Origin of the sequence: Methylobacterium sp. 174MFSha1.1 (assembly GCF_900116815.1) — a bacterium.
GTDB lineage: Bacteria > Pseudomonadota > Alphaproteobacteria > Rhizobiales > Beijerinckiaceae > Methylobacterium.
In genome coordinates, this window is sequence record NZ_FPCB01000047.1 from 15406 (window position 1) to 31849 (window position 16444).

Below are 16444 nucleotides of genomic sequence, written 5' to 3' on the forward strand. Positions count from 1 at the left end.
GGGACGTGACGGGCGAAAAGAGGAGCCGGGCCGCTCGCGCGGGCGCCGGGGCGGATCGGGCAGCCTCTAGCGCATATTTCGGCCTCCCGGTAACCGGCGCGGGCGACAGGCATCCGGGAGCGTGCCCTCCCGGCCACGGCCGCCCGCAGAAATGCGCCCCGGCCCCGCCGCCGCATTGGCGCCGCATCGATTTGGCTCATCCTTAAGAAGTGCGCCGGAGAATCGGGCGCGAGGAATCGCCGGCTGCCGCAGGGTTGTCCGGGGCGGCGAGCGGGGAGCGGATTGTCGTCGTGATGGGGATTCTCGTGCGGAGCCGGACCTTGGGGATCCTCCTCGTCGCGGCCGGGCTCGGCGCCTGCGCGGGCGCGCCGAAGGGCGTGCTGGCGCCGGTGGCCGCGACGGTGCCGGGGGCCTCGAAGGTCGACATGCTGGTGGCGACCACGCGCAAGACCGCCGCCAATCCGGGCGAGATGTATTCGGGCGATCGCGGGCCGGCCCTGTCCTACGCCGACATCACGGTCTCGATCCCGCCGGACGCGGTGCGCCAGCCCGGCACGGTGCAGTGGCCCAATGAACTGCCCGGCAACCCCGCCACCGACTTCGTCACCCTCAAGGCCGAGACCCTGGACCGGCCGGAGGCGGCCGCGCGCCTGCGCCACACGGCGCGGGCGGGCAAGCGCCACGTGCTGGTCTTCGTCCACGGCTTCAACAACCGCTTCGAGGACGCGGTCTACCGCTTCGCCCAGATCGTGCACGACACCAAGGCCGAGGTGGTGCCGGTTTTGTTCACCTGGCCGTCGCGCGGCAGCGTGCTCGCCTACGGCTACGACCGCGAGAGCACCAACTACTCGCGCAACGCGCTGGAAGGCGTGCTGCGCCGCCTCGCCCAGAATCCGGAAGTGGCCGAGATCACCGTGCTCGCCCACTCGATGGGCAACTGGCTGGTGCTCGAATCCCTGCGCCAGATGGCGATCCGCGACGGGCGCGTGGCGCAAAAGATCCGCGACGTGGTGCTGGCCGCCCCCGACGTCGACGTCGACCTCGCCCGCGAGGCGTTTCGCGACATGGGCCCGACCCGGCCCCGCTTGAGCCTGTTCGTGTCCCAGGACGACAACGCGCTCGCGGTCTCGCGCCTGGTCTGGGGCAGTTCCGGCGCGCGGCTCGGGGCCATCGACCCCTCGACCGAGCCCTATCGCAGCGAGCTCGCCCGCGAGAACATCGCGGTCCTCAACCTCACCGCCCTGAAGGGCAGCGACGCCCTCAACCACGGCAAGTTCGCCGGCAGCCCGCAGCTCGTGGCGCTTCTCGGCAACCGGCTGGCTCAAGGGCAGACCATCACCGATTCCCGCGTCGGCCTCTCCGACCGGATCGTCCAGATGACCGCGGGCGCCGCCGCCACCGTCGGCACCGCCGCCGGCCTCGCGGTCTCGGCCCCGGTCGCCGTGATCGACGCCCAGAGCCGCGAGACCTACGGCGAGCACCTGCGCAATCTCGGCCGGGGCATCGGCGACACGGCGGAGGGGGCGGTGGACCTGGCGACCGCCCCGGCGCGGGCGCTCGGGGGGCGGTGAGGGCGGCTTCTCGCAGCCTTCCCGCCGTGGCGCAGCGCCGCGACTCGGCTTAAGGCGTCGTCCGAGACGAGATCCCGCGTCGGACCGACGGCGACGGGACGTCCGGGGAGGCCCTGAGACCATGCACACCATCACGCGCCGCGGCCTGCTCGCCGCCGGGTCCGCCGCCGCGCTCATTCCCGCCCCGTGGGTCCGGGCGCAGGCGGGGCCGCTCCGGCTGAAATGCGGGGTCGTCACGCCCGACACCCATCCGGCGACGATCCGCCTGCGCGAGGCGGCCGAGAAGGTCGCCAAGGAGACGAACGGCGCGGTCGAGGTCGCGATCTTCCCCAACGGCCAGCTCGGCTCGGACACCGACATGCTGAGCCAGCTGCGCTCGGGCGCGCTCGAGATGTTCGCCCAATCCTCCTCCAACCTCGCGACGCTGGTGCCGCGGGCCTCGCTCATCAACATCGCCTTCGCGTGGAGCGGCTACGACAAGGTCTGGCCGGCGGTCGACGGCGAGCTCGGCGCCTTCATCCGATCGGAGATCACGAGGGCCGGCCTCGTGCCGTTCGAGCGGATGTGGGACAACGGCTTCCGCCAGACCACCACCAGCGTCCGGCCGATCACCGGCCCGGCCGATTTCGAGGGCCTCAAGCTCCGGGTGCCGAACAGCGCGCTGTTCACCTCCGCCTTCCGGGCGCTCGGCGCGGCGCCGGTCGCGCTCAACTTCTCCGAGGCCTACTCGGCCCTGCAGACGAAGGTGGTGGACGGCCAGGAGAACCCGCTCGCCATCATCACGAGCTTCAAGCTCGCCGAGGTGCAGAAGTACCTCTCCTTCACCAACCACATCTGGGACGGATTCTGGCTGATGTCCGGCAACCGGACCTGGTCGCGCCTGCCCGAGGACGCGAAGGCGGTGCTGACCCGCCACTTCAACCAGGCGGGCCTCGACCAGCGCCAGGACATCGCGAGCCAGGGCGTGGCGATGCGCGAGGCGCTGGGCAAGGCCGGCTTCGCGATCAACGACGCGCCCGCCGCGCCCTTCCAGGAGAAGTTGCGCAAGGCGGGCTTCTACACCGAGTGGAAGGGCAAGTACGGGGCCGAGGCCTGGGGCCACCTGGAGAAGTTCGCCGGGGCGGTGTCGTAGATCTGTCAGCTCGTTTGCTTGCCCCGTCGAGTGAAAGGTAAGTCGCGGGATCCCCTCTCCCGAGTGGGAGAGGGGTAGGGGTGAGGGTGACACGGTGCCGGGTTAAACTCTAACCGTCGAGCTGCCAGCACGACGCTCAGCGTTTCACACTGAAGCGTGTCACCCTCACCCCCGGCCCCTCTCCCACTCGGGAGAGGGGAGATGTGCCATTATTTGGAATGTCGGTGAGGCCCGGAATGTGCGGCTCATCGCGCCGACCGCCTCACTCCCGCTCCAGCGGCCGCATCACCGCGTAGAGCGCGTTCTTCGCCTCGAAGCCGATGCCCGGCACGTCCGGCATCGCCACCCGGCTGTCCTGCACCGGCACCGCGTCGGCGAAGCCGCCGAAGGGGGCGAAGACGTCCGGGTAGCTCTCGTTGCCGCCCAGCCCGAGACCCACCGCGATGTTGAGGGCGAATTGATGCCCGCCATGGGGCACGCAGCGGCGCGGCGACCAGCCATTGGCGCGCAGCACGTCGAGGGTGCGCAGGTACTCGACCAGCCCGTAGGACAGGGCGGGGTCGAATTGCAGGATGTCCCGGTCCGGCCTCAAGCCGCCGTGGCGGATCAGGTTGCGGGCGTCCTGGTGCGAAAACAGGTTCTCGCCGGTGGCGAGCGCGCCGTCATAGGTCGTGGCAAGCGCCGCATGCGCCAGGAAGTCGAGGGGGTCGACCGGCTCCTCGTACCAGCGCAGGCCGTAGGGCGCGACCGCCCGGCCGAAGCGGATCGCCTCCTCCAGCGTGAAGCGGCCGTTGACGTCGACGCAGAGCCGCGATCCGTCGCCGCCGAGGATGCCGAGCACCGCCTCGATCCGGGCGACGTCCTCCTGCAGCGGCACCAGACCGACCTTCATCTTCACCGTGCTGTAGCCGCGGTCGAGATAGGAGCGCATCTCGTCCTTGAGGGCGTCGAGCCCCTTGCCCGGATAATAGTAGCCGCCGGCGGCGTAGACCCAGGCCCTGGCGTCGGCCTCACCGCCACGGTAGCGGTCGGCCAGCAGCCGCCACAGCGGCACGCCCTTCGCCTTGGCCAGCGCGTCCCACAACGCCATGTCGAGCACGCCGACCGCCACCGAGCGCTCGCCGTGGCCGCCGGGCTTCTCGTTCTTCATCATTACCCCCCAGGCCCGGTGCGGGTCGAGGAGCCCGTCCTCGCCCTGGAGATCCTCGGGCGCGGCGGCCAGCAGGCGCGGGATGAAGCGCTCGCGCAGCAATCCTTGCGGTGCGTAGCGGCCGTTCGAGTTGAAGCCGAAGCCGACGACCGGACGGCCGTCGACCCTCACGTCGGTCTCCACCGCGACCACGCTCGCCGTCATGGTCGAGAAGTCGATCCAGGCGTTGGCGATGTCCGACTTGATCGGCGCGACGATGTCGCGGATGGCGGTGATGCGCATGACGGATCCCCCCTCGAGTTTCTGAGGCGCGAGTTTCTCAGACAATGCTCGTAGGGGGCAGCGCCCGCGCTGACAAATGCGCGGGACGCAAGGCGTCGGCCGGGCCCGCGGGACCCTATTTCGGCGTGCCGTTCTTCTGCGCGCCGGGGCCGGTGCCGGGCGCGCCGCTGCCCGTCGGGCCGTCGCGCTGCACGGTCGGGCCCGGGCCCATATTGCCGCCGCTCGATCCTTGCGAGCCGGTCGAACCCATGCTGCCCGGGTTGTTGCCGCCGATGCCGTTGCCCGGCGGCTGGCTCGACATCCCGGAGCCCGTGTTGCCGCTCGACGGCGGGGCGACGCCGCTGCCGTTGTTGATGCCCTGGGCGCCGGCGGTGCCGGCCATCAGCGTGCCGGCGAGAAGGGCGATGGAGAGGGTGCGCATCGGCATGGGGGTCTGTCCGCGGTTCGGGGTGCGATCGGACCGGGGCAACGGCAGGAGCGCGCCACCGTTCCCGGCCCCCGCACCGATCGGTCGGGGGCGCCGGCGGGCGGCTCGCCCGTCGAGGGCGGCCTCCCGGCTTTGCATCCCGGCCGTTCTGCATGCAGAGTAGGCGGTCTGTCGTCCTGCCGTCATGGGGCGGCGGCTATCGCCACCCGGCAGAAGGTGGCGCGGATCTTGATAGGGAGTGCGCGGGGTCCGGTCGCGGCCCGTCCCGTGCGAAGGAGTTATGATGCAGGTGTTCCTGATCGCCCTGGGGCTCGTTGCCGTCCTGGTCGCCGTCGGCGTGTTCGGTCATCACCCTGACACAAGCGAGGATCCGATCTCCCGGCGGCGCTCCTGAGGGGAGGGCGCGAGCGGACGGGACGCGGCGCAACGGCGGCTTTCCTGGTGCGTTAGGCTCTGCGGGCGGCCGTGCGGCGGCCCCATGGAGTCAGGTCCTCCTGCGACAGGAGCCCATCATGCCCGCATCGCGTTCGTTCCCCCGCGCGCTCGTCGTCTTTGCGCTCGTGTCCGCCGGCTCCGTCGCGCAGGCGCAAGGCCTCCCCGACCAGACCGGCACCGGGGGCGGGCCGCGCTCGACCATCACGGCGCCGAATACGAGTTCGGTCGGCCAGACCGTGCCGCGTCCCGGCGCGGGCGATCACCGCCTGGAGCGCCGGATCGACGACCGCACCCGCGAGGAGCGCGCCGACGACCGGATCGACACCGGCATCTGCGTCGGCTGCAACCGGTAGGGCGGCTCGGCCGAGGGCCGGTCAGCCCAGCAGTTCGGCGAGCCGCGCCCGGGCGCGGTTGATCCGGCTCTTCACGGTGCCGACCCGGCACTCCATCGCCGTCGCGATGTCCTCGTAGGAGAGGTCGTGCACGGCCGAGAGCAGCAGCGCCTCGCGCTGGTCCGGCACCAGGCGGTCGAGGGCGGCCTGCAGGTCGTGCAGGTCGAGGGTGCCCTGCTGCGCCGGCAGGGAGACCAGGCTCGCGGCGAACAGCCCGTCGGGATCGCCGACCTCGCGCGCCCGCTTCTGGTGCTCGGAATAGAAGCTGTTGCGCAGGATGGTGTAGAGCCAGGCCGAGAGGTGGGTGCCGGGGACGAACCGGTCTTGTGCCGCCCATGCCTTGAGCAGGGTCTCCTGCACCAGGTCGTCGGCGCGGGTGCGGTCGTTGCACAGCGTCACGGCCCGGCGGCGCAGGCGCGGCACCTCCCCGACGAGGTCGCGGCGGAAGGCCTCCGCGGCGCCGGTGTCGAGCCCGGCCAGGGCCTCGGCGAGGCGCGCGACCAGCGCCTGCAGCTCCGGGCCGAGCGGGAGCGCGGCATCGTCGTAGGCGGCCCGCAGGGCCGCCCCGAGATGGGCCTGGATGCCGGCCGGCAGCGACGGCGAGTGCGTGGGGTCGGTCCGGTCCGGGTCGGTGTGGGGCGGCGCCATCGTGCGGTCTCCGGTGACCGACGCTTAAGGCACGCTCCGTCGTACCATTACAATGATCCGGCCATACTAGTCCGCCGAGTATGGCCGGCAGTCCGCGCGGGCATGCGCCGCCGCTATCGCTCCTCCCCGCGCCCCGGCTCCGGGCCGCTGGCGGTCGATGCGGCCAGGCCCGGCACCAGGGGCAGGGCCGCCGCGCACGAGGCCGCCATGACCCAGAACGCTCCCGCCCCGAGGGCGCCGTAGAGCGGGCCGGCCGCCAGCGTCGCAAGCGTCGTGGCGAGGCCGAGGCCGAGGGTGCCGTAGAGGGTCTGGGCCGTCGCCGCGAGGGCGGACGGCACGGTCTGCCCGAGGATCCGCATCGCCGCGAGGTGGAGGAGCGCGAAGGTCAGCCCGTGCAGGGCCTGGATGCCGGCAAGCGCCGGCAGCGCGACGGTGAGCGCCGCCACCGACCAGCGCAGGATTCCGGCGCCCGCGGCGAGGGCGAGGGCGCCGGCGGGGCCGAGGCGTGCGAGGAGCGGCGGGCCGAGGACGAGGAAGACCAGGACCTCCGCCGCCACCGCCTCGGCCCAGAGCAGGCTCGCGGTGCCTGCGCTCAGGCCCGCCTCGCGCCAGCGGATCACCGCGAAGGCGTCGTGCACGGCGTGGCTGCCGACCACCAGGGCCGCCACCGCGACGAGGCGGCGAAAGCCGGGCGCGCGCAGGAGCAGGCCGGCCCCCGCGGTGACGGGCGCCCCGGCGGGGGCCGCCGCGCCCGGCAGGCGCAACGTCGCGCCGGCGAGCGCCGCGAAGGCCAGGGCGCCGGCGACCGGCAGGGCCGCGAGGCCGAGCCATCCGGTGACCTGGCCGGCGACGAGGGTGCCGGCGATGAAGGCGGCCGAGCCCGCGCCCCGCACGGTGCCGTAGGCGAAGCGGGCGGCCCCGGCGGCGGGCAGCGCCAGGGCGTCGGCGAGCGGGGCGAGCGGCGCGGTCGCGGCGGCGTGGACGAGGCCGGCGAGCAGGAGACCGGCGAAGCCGTGCCCGGCGAGATAGAGGAGGGCACTCGCCCCCGAGAGGGCGGCGCAGGCCGCGAGCACGGCCCGGCCGGCGGCGAGCCGGTCGGCGAGGCGGCCCGCGAGGGGACCGGCGGCGAGCCGGATGCCGGTGCCGGCGGCCAGCACCAGCCCGACCTCCGTCGGCGAGAGCCCGCGCTGGCTGAGGAGCGCGGGCAGGAACGGCGTGGTGAGACCGTAACCGGCATAGAGCGCGGCGTAGACGACGAGGAAGCGCGGCAGCACGGCTCCGACTTGCATGGTGCAAGTCTACATCGATGTCGGGACTGTCGCGCGGCCGGTCAGAGCAGGCCGGCGCCGTGCGGGTGGTCCCGCGGCGGCTCGACCGTGACGATGGCCCCGAGGCCGAGGATGAGGGCGCCGGCGGCGCAGAAGGCGAGGGAGAGGGCGGCGATGATCATGGGCGCGAGCTTCGCGATTCCGTGCTTAACGCGAGCTTGCCGAACAGGGTGAAGAGAGGGAAAACCCCGGCATCCACAATGCGCTTGCGGGCGGGTGCGGCGTTGCCGCCACGGCCACGCAAACGCCATCATCGCCGCAACGGCCCACGGCCAAGCAGAGCTGCACAGGGCAACTCTGCTTAGATCCTTGTTTTTGCATCATTTTTGCCGCCGAACCGGTGACGACTTCGGCGAAGGATGCTCAGAGACCGTCAACGGGAGGACGCCCCATGGAGTACCGCACGCTCGGCCGGTCCGGCCTGAAGGTCTCGCCGCTCTGCCTCGGCACGATGATGTTCGGCGGGCCGACCCCGGACGGGGAGGCCGAGCGCATCGTCGCGGATGCGCGCGAGCAGGGGATCAACTTCATCGACACGGCGAACGCCTATACCGAGGGGCGTTCGGAGGAGGTGGTGGGCCGGGCCATCGCCCGCGACCGCGACGCCTGGGTGCTCGCCACCAAGGTGGCGAACGCGATGGGGACGGGGCCGAACGACCGCGGCCTGTCGCGCGCCCACATCGTGCAGGCCTGCGAGGCGAGCCTCCGGCGGCTGAACACCGACCGGATCGACCTCTACTACCTTCACAAGGAGGACCACGAGACCCCGCTCGCCGAGACCGTGCGGGCGATGGCCGACCTGATCCGGGCCGGCAAGGTGCGGTATTTCGGGGTCTCCAACCATCGCGCCTGGCGGGTGGCGGAGATCTGCCGCCTGTGCGACGAGCACGGCATCGATCGGCCGGCGGCGAGCCAGCCCTACTACAACGCACTCAACCGGATGCCGGAGGTCGAGCACCTGCCGGCCTGCGCCCATTACGGGTTGGGCGTCGTGCCCTACTCGCCGCTCGCCCGCGGCGTGCTGACGGCGAAGTACCGCCCCGGCGAGACCCCGCCCGAGGGCACCCGCGCCGGGCGCGGCGACACCCGGATGATGCAGACCGAGTGGCGGCCCGAGAGCCTGCGCATCGCCGAGGAACTGAAGGCCCACGCGGAGGCGAAGGGCGCCTCGGTGATCGATTTCGCGGTGGCCTGGGTGCTCAACAACCGCGCCGTCACCGCGGTGATCGCCGGACCCCGCACCTTCGACCAGTGGCGCTCCTATGCGGGCGCGCTCGCCTATCGCTTCGCGCCGGAGGACGAGGCCCTGGTCGACCGCCTGGTGCCGGCGGGCCATCCCTCGACCCCCGGCTACACCGATCCGGCCTATCCGCTCGAGGGCAGGACCACTTGGACGACCACTGGGACGCCTACCTAGACGACCACTTGGAGGACGACCTGGACGGCGGCCCGGGACTGGGCCACGCTCGTCGTCGTCAGGCTAACGGCGCATCCGATGTGGATGACGTCGGTCCGACGGCGATTTCCTCTTGGAACGCGCCGCGCACGGCTTAGTTGTTGACGCTATGTGCCCAGGCATGTCCACTGTTCGACCCTGGGAGACGGGTTGCAGACCGGAGGAGACCGATGGCGATCAAGACCACCAAGAAGGCCGAGACGAAGGCCGAGCCCGAAGCCGCCGCCCCGAAGGCCAAGGCCGCCCCGAAGGCGGCGGCCAAGGAGGCCAAGGATGAGGCCAAGGACGAGGGCAAGGACGCCGCCAAGGGCAAGAAGGTCGCCGCTCCGAAATCCGGCGACAAGCCGAACGCCCTGCAGAAGCCGCTGCAGCCGACGCCCGAGCTCGCCGCCATCGTCGGCGACAGCCCGATCCCGCGCGGCGAGGTGGTGAGCAAGGTGTGGGATTACATCCGCAAGCACTCGCTCCAGAACCCCGAGAACAAGCGTGAGATCCTCGCCGACGACAAGCTGAAGAAGGTCTTCGGCAAGGACAAGGCGACGATGTTCGAGATGAACAAGTACCTCGCCCAGCACCTGAAGTAGGGCGATCGGCCTCCTCCCGTCCGGATGGTCGCGCGACGCGGCCATCCGTCCCCTCGGCGCGGAGCGGGAGAGGCGGGGGCCGCGAGACCGATGGCGGGCGCGCCGCCGTCCCCCACCCTTGACGAGATCCCGGGGCCTTCGCGGCCGGCCGGATGCCCGACGAATGCCTCCATCCCGGAACCCCGACCGCGATCCCGGCGAAGCCGGCCGGCATCGAGCGCTCGCCGCCATGGTGTTCCTGATCGTCCTGGTCGTCGGCGGCGTATGGCTCGCCGGTGCGCTGCGGCGCGAATCGGCCCGCGAGGATTGCCTGGCGAGCGGCCGGCGGGACTGCGCGGTGCTACGGTCCGATCCGTGATCGACAGGTCGACGCGATACGTCGCGCCGGTCGAGGCTCGCAAGGACGACTTCAGCGCCGACCGTATTGTTCCTATCATGCCGGCATCCCGATGCGTCTCGGATGGCCTGGGATGACGACGTCGCACCGACACCCTGCGGAGCCCCGCTTCGCCTCGCCGATGATCCGGCGCACCGTCCTGGCCGGCCTCGGGGGCGTGCTCGCTTGCCAGCGCGCGGCGCGGGCGCAGGCCGATCCGGCGCTGCCGGTCGTCGGCTATCTCGGCCCCGAATCCCCCGGGCCCTTCGCCAGCCGGCTCGCCGCCTTCCGCGAGGGGCTCGCCGAGGCGGGGTTCGTCGAAGGACGCGACGTCAGGATCGACTTCCGCTGGGCCGAGGGGCGCTACGAGCGGCTGCCGGACCTCGCGCGGGAGCTGGTCGCGCGCCGGGTCGCGGTGCTGGCGGCGCCCGGCGGCGCGCCCGTCGCGCTCGCCGCCAAGGCCGCCACCGCGACGATCCCGATCGTGTTCGAGATGGGCGGCGATCCGGTCGCGCTCGGGGTCGTGCAGGATTTGGCGCGTCCGCGCGGCAACCTCACCGGCGTGTCGAGCCTGAGCGTCGAGGTCTCGGGCAAGCGTCTGGAATACCTGCTCGAGGCCGTGCCGGGCGCCCAGTCCTTCGCGGTGGCGTTCAACCCGACGAGCCCGACGGCGCCCTCGCAGCTGCGCGCCCTGCACGAGGCCGCCGGGACGCTCGGCGTGCCATTGCGGGTCTCCCCGGTGCGAGACGAGGCGGATTTCGCGCCGATCTTCGCCGGGGCGCTACGGCCCGGAGGGCTCGTCTTCACCTCCGACCCCTACTTTGCCGGGCGCAGCCGGCTGCTCGCCGATCTCGCGCGTCGCCACGCCCTGCCGGCGGTGACGCAGTCGAGGGATTTTCCGCTGGCCGGCGGCCTGATGAGCTATGGCGGCGACTTCACCCAGTCGCATCGGCTCGCCGGCCTCTATACCGGCCGGGTCCTCAAGGGCGAGCGGCCCGCCGACCTGCCGGTGCAGCTTGTCACGAAGGTCGAGCTGTTCGTGAACCTCGGGGCCGCCTCCGCCCTCGGGCTGACCGTTCCGACCTCGCTCCTCGTCGGCGCCGACACGGTCATCGAGTGAGCGAGGTCGTAACCCGTCGTCCGGGCGCGGCCGGCAGCGCGGCTCGATACCGAAGACCGGCACCTCCCGCGTCCAGCCTTTCAGCGGCAGCGTGCCGAGGGGCGTGACGGCGCAGATCCCGGGTGCCGCCTCGGCTAGGGGCGCGTCGACGAGGACCTGCGCATCCGCCGCCGCGGCACAGAGGCGGGCGGCGAGGTTCACCACCGGGCCGATCGCCGTGTAGTCGGAGCGGCCCTCGCAGCCGATCCGCCCGACGGTGGCCGGTCCCATCGCAGCGCCGACGCCGAAGCCGAGGCGAAAGCCCCGCGCGTCCCACGCCGCCGCGAGGGGCCGGACCGCCGCCTGCATTTCGATGGCGAGCCGGATGGCCGTCGGTCCCGGGTCGGCGACCTGCACCGGCGCGTTGACGAGCGCCATCAGGCCGTCGCCGGTGAAGGTCACGAGGGTCGCGCCATGCGCCGTGATCGCTCCCCCCAGTGCCGCGAAATACTCGCCCAGAACCTCGATCACCGTCTCGGGCGCGGAGGCGGCCGAGAAGGCGGTGAAGCCGCGCAGGTCGCCGAACACCACCGCCACCTCGACCCGGCGCCCGTCGAGCACGCCGTCGTCGCCGCAGCGGTCGACGAGTTCGGCGACCTGCGGGGCGAGGAAGCGCCTCAAGCGCCCGATGCGCTCCTGGCGCTCTTGCGACAAGGCCAGATCGCGCGCCATCCCGTTGAACCGGGCGGCGAGGCGGCCGAACTCGTCCGCCGAGGCGACGGCGATGCGGTGCCCGAAATCCCCGGCACCGATCCGCTGCGTGCCCTCCTCGAGCAGGCGGATCGGGCCGGTCATACGCCGCGCCAGCCCGTAGGCGAGGGCGGCGGCGAACAGGAGGCCGAGCAGGATCAGCGCGACGGTGCGCAGGAGCGCCCGCACGATCGGTGCGGCCGCCTCCGCGAGGGGCTGCATCACCACCACCGTCCAGTCGACGCCGGGGACCGTCGCGGTCGCGGCGATCACGCGCCGGCCGAGGCTGTCGCGGCCCGTGGCGGTGCCGCCGGCCGCCCGCGCCTCGGCCCGCAAGGCCGCGAGCGCGCGCGCCGCCGGGTCGTCGGCGCCGCGCAGCACGAGGCTGAGATCCGGGTGGGCGACGAGCCGGCCCGGACCATCGAGCACGAAGGCCTGGCCCGTCTCGCCGATGCGGATGCCCGAGATCACCTCCCGGATCAGCTTGAGGTTGATCTCCGCCACTGCCACCCCGACCGAGGCGCTGGTGCCCGTCACCGCCACGGTCATGAACGGCTCGGAGCCGCGGTGATAGGTGACCGGCCCGTACCAGGCCCGGGCGCCGCCGGCCGGAGCTTTCCTGGCACCCAGCACCGCCGGATCGCCCGAGCGGTCGGCGCCGCTCCCAGCGCGGTTCAGGTTGACGCGTGAGACCTGCAGCCGCTCGCGGCCCTCGCCGTCGACGAGGGTGAGCTGTGCGATCGCCGGCACCTGCCGCAGCAGGCGCAGGGCGTCGAGGCGCTGGGATTCCTCCGCAGTCGAGGTCCAGGGCAGCTGCACCATCCAGCCGAGCTGGCCGCGGAGCGTGTCGATGAAGCCCTGGATGCGGAAGGCGGCGTCGCGCGCCTCCAGGCCGAGGAGCGCGTCGAGCTGGGCGCGCCGGTCGCGGGTGCCGAACCACGCCTCCAGGCCGCCATTGGCGAAGAGCGGCAGCGCCACCGCGGAGAACAGCACGACGCAGTACTTCGCGAAGAGCGACCGGCGCGGATCGAGCGCGGCCCTGACCATCGTTCACGCCTCCCGCCCCGTTCAGCGACCCTGCGCACCTCCGGGGCCGGTTTCCTCGAGGAGCAGCGTGCGGATGTCGGTGAGGACGAGTGCCGGCTCGAAGAAGTCGAGGCTGTAGATGTTGCGGACCGAGCCTCCGCGATCGATCAGGAAGGCGCGGAAGACGTGGTTCAGCCCGCCGTCGGCCTTCGCATCGACGCGCTACCCGTAGGCCGTGAGGATCGGCGCGAGCGCGGCCCGGTCTGGCGCCGTCAGGAACGCCCAGGCGGGCGCGGCCGGATCGGCGGAGCGCCACGCGGCGGCGAAGCTGCGCATCACCTCCGGCGTGTCGTGCTCGGGGTCGAAGCTCAGGGTGACGAGGCGCATCCGGCGCGCGAGACCGGCATCCTTCGCGGCGAGATCCTGCAGCCGGGCCATGTCGGCGCTGGCGAGCGGGCAGATGTCGCCGCAGCGCGTGTAGATCAGCGCCAGGACGGTGATGCCGCGGGGCTCGCCCAGGAGGTCCCGGCGCGCCCCGGCCTCGTCGACGACGGTGCCGCCGGATGCGGGCTTGATCGGCGGCAGGCGGTAGCTCCCCGGCGCCGGGATCGGAAACGTGGAGGCCGCGGCGGGCCGCGGCGCATGGCCCTCATGCGCGAGAGCGCCGTGACGAAGGGCGAAGGCGGCGAGGAGGAAAGCCGCGAGGCAGGGGAGCGGGGGGCGTCGCATCGCCGTCAGGGCCCGTAGAGCGAGGTGGCGCCGAACGCCATCATGTGCGGCCGCCCGAGCCGCTCGGCCGTGAAGTCGATCGCGAAACGCGCCGCCAATTCCCTCCCGTTCCAGGTGTAGGCCTTGAGGAATTGCTCGTTCTCCGCCCCGGTCTTGTCCCAGTTCGCCAGCAGCGAGCTCGTGTAGTAGATCCGTTTACCGTCCCAGCTCTGCGAGACCATGTTGAGCTGCGCGCCGATCTTCTTCTCGTAGATCTGCCGCGGCCGGTCGGGATCGGAGACGTCGAAGACGCGGGTGGTGCCGTCCATGAAGGTGTCGACGAAGAGCGTGCGGTCATCGGCCGAGAGGCTGATGTCGACGGGCACCGGAAGCTTCGCGGGGTCGCCGATCTCGGCCACCGGCTTGGCGCTCCAGGCACCCCGCTCGTCCTCGCGCACCAGCCAGAGCTTCGAGGTCAGCGCCGTCGAGGTGAAGGCGTAGGTGTGCTGCGGCCCCCAGGCCCAGCGGATCTCCAGCGGCACCCCGGGCACGTTGAGCACGGTACGGGGCTTCCTGGCGTGGAAGTCCCACACGACCATCGTCCGGCCGAAGCGCTTCATCGCCTCGGCATCCTTCATCAGGTCGCCGAGGGGACGCATGTAGTTGTCGAGACCGGTGAAGGACGAGGTCAGCATCACGTTGCGGCGCGGCAGCACGCGGGCGTCGTAGCCGTAGCCGTCCGCCGCACCCTCGATCCGGGCGCCGTTCGGCTCCGCATCGGTCGGCAGCCAGTGCGTCGCGACGTACTCGCCCTCGTTCGAATACTCGACCAAGGCCGCCCGGCCGGTGCCGTCGCGGTTCGAGAGGCTCGGGATCAGCATGCGGCCGGGCAGCGCGTAGGCGCCGTGCGGGCCGGCCGCGCCGCCGCTCTTCTCGACGAAGTCGTCGATCACCTTGACGAGGCGGGGCCTGGCCGGATCGCTCGCGACGTCGAAGATGAAGATCCGGCTGTCCGACAGGCCGGCGGCCCAGAACTGGCGCCGGTCATCGGTGAAGCCGCCGTGATGCGCCTCGTGCCGGCCGCCGACCGGTGCGGCGTGGATCGGCTTGCCGAAGGTGCGGGAGGCTTCGCGGGCATCGACCGTGACGAGCTTGTCCGAGCCGTCGCCCAGCCCCTCGACTCCGAGGGTCCAGACATAGACGAAATCCTCGATGCCGGTGATCTTCGCCATGTAGGGCGACTGGCAGGTCTCGTCGGCGCGCGCTTGCGCCGCGACCAGCAGGGGCGAAGCGGCACACAGCAGCGCGGCGATCCCGCGGCGTGAGATTGCACGACGTCTCCGCATAGTTTCCTCCCCTCGCGCGCGCAAGCGATGTCACCGCGTATCCGCCGGGTATGTTTTACTGTTATAAGCGCTCCGGTGCAGGGCGTGACGCCGCCAAGATAGCGACCGAGCCTATGTTTTGCCGGTGATGCCTGGCTGTCAATCGATTGTATCAGTATAGCCGACCGCGCCCCAGCAGAACGATATTTTTTTCGATCGACGCGTCGCAGCCAAGCTTTTACCGGACACTCGGCGATCGTGCCGACGTGCCGGAACCGATAAGGTCGTGCCGACCCCCCACCGTCCGGGCTGCGGCCCTTGCGGCCGCGCTCGCCGGTGGGCATCTGACGGGCATGACCCGGACGGCCTTGACCGACGAAAGCCTCGCCCCCTTCCTGGCGGCCTTCTACGGGCGCGTCCGCGGCGACCCGCTCTCGGCCCGGTCTTCGCGGCGGCGATTCCCGACGCCGACTGGCCGCGCCACATGGCGACGATCGAGGCGTTCTGGTCGTCGGTGCTGTTCCGGACGGGCCGCTACAAGGGCAATCCGTTCGGCCGGCACCAGGCCCTCGGCGTCCTGCGCCCGGAGCATTTCGCGCGCTGGCTCGCCCTGTTCCGGGAGATCGCGGCGGCGCATTTCACCCCCGAGGGCGCCGCCGCCTTGCAGGACCGGGCGGAGCGGATCGGCGCCAGCCTCGAGGCCGGACTGTTCTTCCGTCCCGAGACTGCGGGAGCGCCCGCTTCCGGAGCCGGACCGTCTGCCACCGGTACACCTGCCAGGTGAGCATCATGCTCGCCGCCATGAGGGCGGCGTGCAGGAGGTGACGGGCCAGGGGCGAGTCGGGCATCCGCTTAATCACCTGGCTGAGATCCAGCAGGCCTGCAACCCGGCGCCTCGCCTGCCAATCCCGGTTTCGGCGGCCCTCCACCACCAACGAAAAAACCCCGCCGGAGCGGGGTTCTTTCGTCCGTCCGGCCCGAGGGCCGGTCGTCAGACCGCGATGCGACTCTCGTCCTCGGTCGGCTCGCGCAGCACGTAGCCGCGGCCCCAGACCGTCTCGATGTAGTTCTTGCCCTGGCTGGCATTGGCCAGCTTCTTGCGCAGCTTGCAGATGAACACGTCGATGATCTTCAGCTCGGGCTCGTCCATGCCGCCGTAAAGATGGTTCAGGAACATCTCCTTGGTGAGCGTGGTGCCCTTGCGCAGGCTGAGGAGCTCCAGCATCTGGTACTCCTTGCCGGTGAGGTGCACCCGGGCGCCGGACACCTCGACGGTCTTCTGGTCGAGGTTCACGATCAGGTCGCCGGTGGTGATCACCGATTGCGCGTGGCCCTTCGACCGCCGCACGATCGCGTGGATTCTCGCGACCAGTTCATCTTTGTGGAAAGGTTTGGTGAGGTAATCATCGGCGCCGAAGCCGAGGCCCTTCACCTTGTCCTCGATCCCGGCCATGCCGGAGAGGATCAGGATCGGGGTCTTGACCTTCGCCACCCGCAGCGAGCGCAGAACCTCGTAGCCCGACATGTCGGGCAGGTTCAGGTCGAGCAGAATGATGTCGTAGTCGTACAGCTTGCCGAGATCGACACCCTCCTCGCCGAGGTCGGTCGTATAGGTGTTGAAGTTCTCGGACTTGAGCATCAACTCGATGCTCTGCGCCGTCGCGCTGTCGTCCTCGATCAGAAGTACCCGCATCTCAGGTCCCCAAGCCCTGGCCCTCAAGGGTTAAGGCAAGCCCCCGCCGCCCGTCTCCCACC

The 16444-nt window shown here is 71.6% G+C and carries 14 protein-coding genes and 2 pseudogenes; 8 read left to right on the forward strand and 8 right to left on the reverse strand.

Annotated elements, in window-relative coordinates:
• Positions 1-320: 320 nt before the first annotated feature.
• Both BM430_RS29435 and BM430_RS29440 read left to right on the forward strand, forming a co-directional pair.
• Entirely contained in the window at positions 321-1571 is a 1251-nt protein-coding gene (locus BM430_RS29435) for an alpha/beta hydrolase (protein WP_348273099.1), read from the forward strand.
• Between the two features lie 121 nt (positions 1572-1692).
• Positions 1693-2703, forward strand: a complete 1011-nt coding sequence (locus BM430_RS29440) for a TRAP transporter substrate-binding protein (RefSeq protein ID WP_093570778.1) — start codon at positions 1693-1695, stop codon at positions 2701-2703.
• A 262-nt stretch (positions 2704-2965) separates the two neighbouring features.
• Here the strand turns inward: BM430_RS29440 and BM430_RS29445 are convergent, their stop codons facing one another.
• Together BM430_RS29445 and BM430_RS29450 are read right to left on the reverse strand one after the other, a co-directional pair.
• Positions 2966-4135 carry a mandelate racemase/muconate lactonizing enzyme family protein gene (locus BM430_RS29445; RefSeq protein WP_093570779.1) on the reverse strand — a complete coding sequence of 390 codons (1170 nt, stop codon included), beginning with the start codon at positions 4133-4135 and terminating at the stop codon, positions 2966-2968.
• A gap of 115 nt (positions 4136-4250) precedes the next feature.
• Positions 4251-4562: a hypothetical protein gene (locus BM430_RS29450; protein WP_244539710.1), complete on the reverse strand. Its 312-nt coding sequence runs from the start codon at positions 4560-4562 to the stop codon at positions 4251-4253.
• 512 nt (positions 4563-5074) lie between these two features.
• Here BM430_RS29450 and BM430_RS29455 point away from each other — a divergent pair.
• Positions 5075-5350 (forward strand): hypothetical protein, encoded by a 276-nt coding sequence (locus BM430_RS29455; protein WP_244539711.1) that lies wholly within the window; start codon positions 5075-5077, stop codon positions 5348-5350.
• A 21-nt stretch (positions 5351-5371) separates the two neighbouring features.
• Here the strand turns inward: BM430_RS29455 and BM430_RS29460 are convergent, their stop codons facing one another.
• Together BM430_RS29460 and BM430_RS29465 are read right to left on the reverse strand one after the other, a co-directional pair.
• Positions 5372-6037: a sigma-70 family RNA polymerase sigma factor gene (locus tag BM430_RS29460; RefSeq protein WP_093570780.1), complete on the reverse strand. Its 666-nt coding sequence runs from the start codon at positions 6035-6037 to the stop codon at positions 5372-5374.
• A 113-nt stretch (positions 6038-6150) separates the two neighbouring features.
• Entirely contained in the window at positions 6151-7326 is a 1176-nt protein-coding gene (locus tag BM430_RS29465; RefSeq protein ID WP_177303204.1) for an MFS transporter, read from the reverse strand.
• A 430-nt stretch (positions 7327-7756) separates the two neighbouring features.
• On the opposite strand from BM430_RS29465, the gene BM430_RS29470 reads away from it, so the two are divergent.
• The 4 genes from BM430_RS29470 to BM430_RS29485 all read left to right on the forward strand — a co-directional run bounded on the left by BM430_RS29470 (position 7757) and on the right by BM430_RS29485 (position 10901).
• Positions 7757-8782, forward strand: a complete 1026-nt coding sequence (locus tag BM430_RS29470) for an aldo/keto reductase (RefSeq protein ID WP_093570781.1) — start codon at positions 7757-7759, stop codon at positions 8780-8782.
• A 209-nt stretch (positions 8783-8991) separates the two neighbouring features.
• Positions 8992-9405: an SWIB/MDM2 domain-containing protein gene (locus BM430_RS29475; RefSeq protein ID WP_093570782.1), complete on the forward strand. Its 414-nt coding sequence runs from the start codon at positions 8992-8994 to the stop codon at positions 9403-9405.
• A 163-nt stretch (positions 9406-9568) separates the two neighbouring features.
• Entirely contained in the window at positions 9569-9763 is a 195-nt protein-coding gene (locus BM430_RS29480; RefSeq protein ID WP_093570783.1) for a hypothetical protein, read from the forward strand.
• Between the two features lie 160 nt (positions 9764-9923).
• On the forward strand, positions 9924-10901 hold the full coding sequence (locus tag BM430_RS29485; protein WP_093570784.1) for an ABC transporter substrate-binding protein: 978 nt from the start codon (positions 9924-9926) through the stop codon (positions 10899-10901).
• A gap of 72 nt (positions 10902-10973) precedes the next feature.
• On the opposite strand, the pseudogene BM430_RS29490 reads toward BM430_RS29485, so the two are convergent.
• The 3 genes and pseudogenes from BM430_RS29490 to BM430_RS29500 form a co-directional block, all read right to left on the reverse strand.
• Positions 10974-12677: pseudogene (locus BM430_RS29490) on the reverse strand (adenylate/guanylate cyclase domain-containing protein); the annotation flags it as partial.
• Between the two features lie 201 nt (positions 12678-12878).
• Entirely contained in the window at positions 12879-13385 is a 507-nt protein-coding gene (locus BM430_RS29495) for an SCO family protein (protein WP_244539712.1), read from the reverse strand.
• A 5-nt stretch (positions 13386-13390) separates the two neighbouring features.
• Positions 13391-14710 (reverse strand): methanethiol oxidase, encoded by a 1320-nt coding sequence (locus BM430_RS29500; protein WP_093570785.1) that lies wholly within the window; start codon positions 14708-14710, stop codon positions 13391-13393.
• A 332-nt stretch (positions 14711-15042) separates the two neighbouring features.
• On the opposite strand from BM430_RS29500, the pseudogene BM430_RS29505 reads away from it, so the two are divergent.
• Positions 15043-15473, forward strand: a pseudogene (locus BM430_RS29505) (group III truncated hemoglobin).
• A 207-nt stretch (positions 15474-15680) separates the two neighbouring features.
• On the opposite strand, the gene BM430_RS29510 reads toward BM430_RS29505, so the two are convergent.
• Positions 15681-16382: a response regulator transcription factor CtrA gene (locus tag BM430_RS29510; RefSeq protein ID WP_093570786.1), complete on the reverse strand. Its 702-nt coding sequence runs from the start codon at positions 16380-16382 to the stop codon at positions 15681-15683.
• Positions 16383-16444 lie beyond the last annotated feature (62 nt).

Bases quoted from the DNA above. Each gene is read 5' to 3' on its own strand.
- BM430_RS29440 (WP_093570778.1), top strand. From the start codon at position 1,693: ATGCACACCATCACGCGCCGCGGCCTGCTCGCCGCCGGGTCCGCCGCC.
- BM430_RS29445 (WP_093570779.1), bottom strand. From the start codon at position 4,135: ATGCGCATCACCGCCATCCGCGACATCGTCGCGCCGATCAAGTCGGAC.
- BM430_RS29450 (WP_244539710.1), bottom strand. From the start codon at position 4,562: ATGCCGATGCGCACCCTCTCCATCGCCCTTCTCGCCGGCACGCTGATG.
- BM430_RS29455 (WP_244539711.1), top strand. From the start codon at position 5,075: ATGCCCGCATCGCGTTCGTTCCCCCGCGCGCTCGTCGTCTTTGCGCTC.
- BM430_RS29460 (WP_093570780.1), bottom strand. From the start codon at position 6,037: ATGGCGCCGCCCCACACCGACCCGGACCGGACCGACCCCACGCACTCG.
- BM430_RS29465 (WP_177303204.1), bottom strand. From the start codon at position 7,326: ATGCAAGTCGGAGCCGTGCTGCCGCGCTTCCTCGTCGTCTACGCCGCG.
- BM430_RS29470 (WP_093570781.1), top strand. From the start codon at position 7,757: ATGGAGTACCGCACGCTCGGCCGGTCCGGCCTGAAGGTCTCGCCGCTC.
- BM430_RS29475 (WP_093570782.1), top strand. From the start codon at position 8,992: ATGGCGATCAAGACCACCAAGAAGGCCGAGACGAAGGCCGAGCCCGAA.
- BM430_RS29480 (WP_093570783.1), top strand. From the start codon at position 9,569: ATGCCTCCATCCCGGAACCCCGACCGCGATCCCGGCGAAGCCGGCCGG.
- BM430_RS29485 (WP_093570784.1), top strand. From the start codon at position 9,924: ATGATCCGGCGCACCGTCCTGGCCGGCCTCGGGGGCGTGCTCGCTTGC.
- BM430_RS29495 (WP_244539712.1), bottom strand. From the start codon at position 13,385: ATGCGACGCCCCCCGCTCCCCTGCCTCGCGGCTTTCCTCCTCGCCGCC.
- BM430_RS29500 (WP_093570785.1), bottom strand. From the start codon at position 14,710: ATGCGGAGACGTCGTGCAATCTCACGCCGCGGGATCGCCGCGCTGCTG.
- BM430_RS29510 (WP_093570786.1), bottom strand. From the start codon at position 16,382: ATGCGGGTACTTCTGATCGAGGACGACAGCGCGACGGCGCAGAGCATC.